General features: G+C 32.7%; 3 protein-coding genes and 1 pseudogene. 1 reads left to right on the top strand and 3 read right to left on the bottom strand.

Translation table 11 applies throughout. The features are described 5' to 3' along the window. Nucleotides 1-495: hypothetical protein (locus AB8B65_RS10420; protein ID WP_405300910.1), on the top strand; the 495-nt coding region annotated here is incomplete at its 5' end. A 261-nt stretch (nt 496-756) separates the two neighbouring features. Here AB8B65_RS10420 and AB8B65_RS10415 read toward each other — a convergent pair. From AB8B65_RS10415 to AB8B65_RS10405, 3 genes and pseudogenes are all read right to left on the bottom strand, one after another. Beyond that, on the bottom strand, nt 757-1,527 hold the full coding sequence (locus tag AB8B65_RS10415) for a TIGR04283 family arsenosugar biosynthesis glycosyltransferase (protein WP_405300909.1): 771 nt from the start codon (nt 1,525-1,527) through the stop codon (nt 757-759). Then, nucleotides 1,520-2,758 carry an efflux RND transporter permease subunit gene (locus tag AB8B65_RS10410; RefSeq protein WP_405300908.1) on the bottom strand — a complete coding sequence of 413 codons (1,239 nt, stop codon included), beginning with the start codon at nt 2,756-2,758 and terminating at the stop codon, nt 1,520-1,522. The genes AB8B65_RS10415 and AB8B65_RS10410 overlap by 8 nt, the downstream gene beginning before the upstream one ends. Nucleotides 2,759-2,762: 4 nt before the next feature. Beyond that, nucleotides 2,763-2,903 (bottom strand): annotated as a pseudogene (locus AB8B65_RS10405) (sterol desaturase); the annotation flags it as partial.

The following is a 2,903-nucleotide window of genomic DNA, read 5'->3' as shown; positions in this document are numbered from 1 at the left end:
GAAATTGCCATACAACTTGCGGGAATTGTGATATTTTTCACCTATCCTTTTTTAATAAAAATGTATGAATTGCCACGTGCAGTATATTTTATTTTTATGTTCATTACGAGCTTGATGACTTTAGGATATTTGGCAAAAATGATTTGGTTTTTACGCAGAACATCCAATGTTGGACAACAAACCAAGGAAACCATTTTGAACTTTATTCACGATATTAAACTTACCATGGAAGTCTATAAAACAGGAATTATAGCAGGTTCATTATTGTTGCCAATCTCCGTTTCTGCGATATTTATGGGCGCTGAAAAATTTGGTTCCGATCGCTTTACAGAATGGTTTATGCTACAAATGCCGACAAGCACATTATTATTAGTGATTTTAGGATATTTACTTTCTGGCGTATTTATTTATTACATTACTGTGCAATGGGCAGATAAATTGTATGGTGTGCATGTGCGAAAGTTGGAAGCTGTTTTGAAGCAGATGGAAGAGTAGTTTTTTTGATCGCTACGCTTGTTCTTTTAAGTACTTTTATGTTTAAAATTCAACATTCATAATTTAACATTTGAGAAGCGTCACTTGGAGTGATTCGCGATAGCGGATTGTATCGACAAGTACTATGATTTTCGAAACAGTTCTCGATACACCAAATCACAGATTTAGCATTCTAACTGATGACTAGAAAAACAATTCATTTCAACTAAATTCAATGTGACATACAGGAGTACAAAATCTAATAATCTAACAGGTCGTAAATTACGAAGCCACATGCTTTTTGTAATACGCATACAATTCTTCAGGAGTGGCGCCTTTTGATTTTTTGATGTGAATGATAGCGAAGTGATATTGCAATTTCCAAGTTCCCTGTTCGCGGTATTTTCTAGCAGAAGTTTGTACGCTTTTTGGAATGATAGTAAACTCGTTTTTTTCGTATAAACGATGGATAAACTCGCAATCTTCATAAATAATATAGTTTTCGTCAAATCCAGCTAAAGATTGAAAAAGTGAGGTTTCTATGAATAGCGATTGATCGCCACCGCGACACCAACTGTAGTTAAAACGTGTAAAAAATTGAGAAACTAATAATAAAGGATGATACGAATTAAATCGCATGCGAAAACAACCTGCTTGATGACCTGCGTTTATTTTTTTTAGAATGAATTCATCAAAATGTTTTGGTGGAAACGTATCTGCATGCAAGAAATATAAAATGCTTCCAGTGGCTTTTTGTGCGCCAAAATTCATTTGTTTGGCACGTCCTTTTTCCGATTGAAACAGTTGAATGTACATTGCATGTTTCTCATTTCCAAATAATTGGTCTACGCAACGTTTTCGGTTTTCATTTTGCGTTCTGTTGAAGGTTGAAATGTAATTTGAAACTACATTTACGGTATCATCTGTACTTCCGCCATCAATCAATAAAATTTCGTGATGCTTGTGTTTTGTCCGTTCCAACAAGGTTTTTAGCAGCGAAACAATGTTGTTGACTTCATTGAAAATTGGTATGACGATCGATAATTTACTCATTCAAATCCCAATTGTAATCTTTGTATTTCTTTTTCGCGTTTGCGTTGATTTTTACATCGCTGTATTTGTTTAAAAAATCAATAAGTGAACCGTTTTGTTTGAAATCTTTTGAAAACCACTTGAAGATTTTTGAAATTTCTATTGTATTTTTTGTGATTGTATTTCGTCTTGAATCCGCTAAAAATGTTTTCGTTACTTGTGTTAATTGTTGTTCTAGTTTTTCCGCGGTAAACGCTTCATTTAATAATGGCGGACATGAAAAAGAGGCACAATTAATTGCAAAATGAATTCGTGGTTCGTTCATTTTACGTAGAATTTTATGTTCTATCTCGTCTAAGTTATACCATTTTTCGTCTAATTTCCATAAGCGTTGATTCCAAGGTTTTTTAATGTCTTTAATGCTTTTCAGCGGATAGTTTCTCAGAATTAAATCTACGGTAAGTGCATTATACGCATTCATCCAATAGGCAAGTTTTTCTTCTTTTGTCCAAATATCTGTTGGCATATTTTCGCCTAAAATTTTTATGTATGCTAGCAGTTTGCTTCGATCTTTTTTGAAGCCTTTATAGTCTACAACTCCGTCCGCAGAAACATGTTTTTGTAATAATGTATTCCAACTGTCTAGAATGGCAATATCTTTTGAAGTAGTAAACTTGGCATTTTGTATAAAGAAAACGGTATCAATTATTCTTTCACTTTTATTTTCAATTTCATTGGTAGTATAATTGTACCTATATTTTTCATCGAACGTAGTATACGAAGTTATTTTTGGTTGTAATTTTTGACCATTAATTTCGGGTAATTTTCCATTTTTAATTAATTGATTTACTTTTTCTTGAACAATTAGCACGGCTTCCTGTTTGGAAATGTTTGGATCTAAAAACACAATTATTTTAGAATATTCGTCTTCAGATTTAGAATTAATTTCATCGACATCTTCAAGCGTTTCTAAGGCATTTTCAATTGGACTTGTAATTTTTTCTTCTACTTCTAGTGGTCCGTATCCATGACAATAAATATTGATGTACACTTCTGTAGTTTGAGAAATTTTAGTAGCTTTTTGATTGCTTGTATTTAGTGAATCTTTTGTCGCTATGTTATCGTGTTGCGCATTCACAGAATCTATGATCGTAGTTTGTACTTTTTCTGCTGAATTTTCAATAGGTTTTTGTTGTGCATTGCAAGAAATGACAAGTATTGAGATTAATAAAATACGTGTAAATCGCATCATTATGTTATTCTTTTTTTAGATTGATAGGATAAATTTCTTGCTGTAAAAAATCTTGAGGAAACGCTTCGTCATTGGAAAAACCCAACTCGATATCGCGTCCGTTTTTTGGAATGTAATTCGTCTTAAAAAGATAATCCCAAACACT

Origin of the sequence: Kordia sp. (assembly GCF_045105435.1) — a bacterium.
In the GTDB taxonomy this organism is placed as follows: Bacteria; Bacteroidota; Bacteroidia; order Flavobacteriales; family Flavobacteriaceae; genus Kordia.
This window is presented reverse-complemented; position numbering and strand designations above follow the sequence as displayed.

Bases quoted from the DNA above. Each gene is read 5' to 3' on its own strand.
- AB8B65_RS10415 (WP_405300909.1), bottom strand. From the start codon at position 1,527: ATGAGTAAATTATCGATCGTCATACCAATTTTCAATGAAGTCAACAAC.
- AB8B65_RS10410 (WP_405300908.1), bottom strand. From the start codon at position 2,758: ATGATGCGATTTACACGTATTTTATTAATCTCAATACTTGTCATTTCT.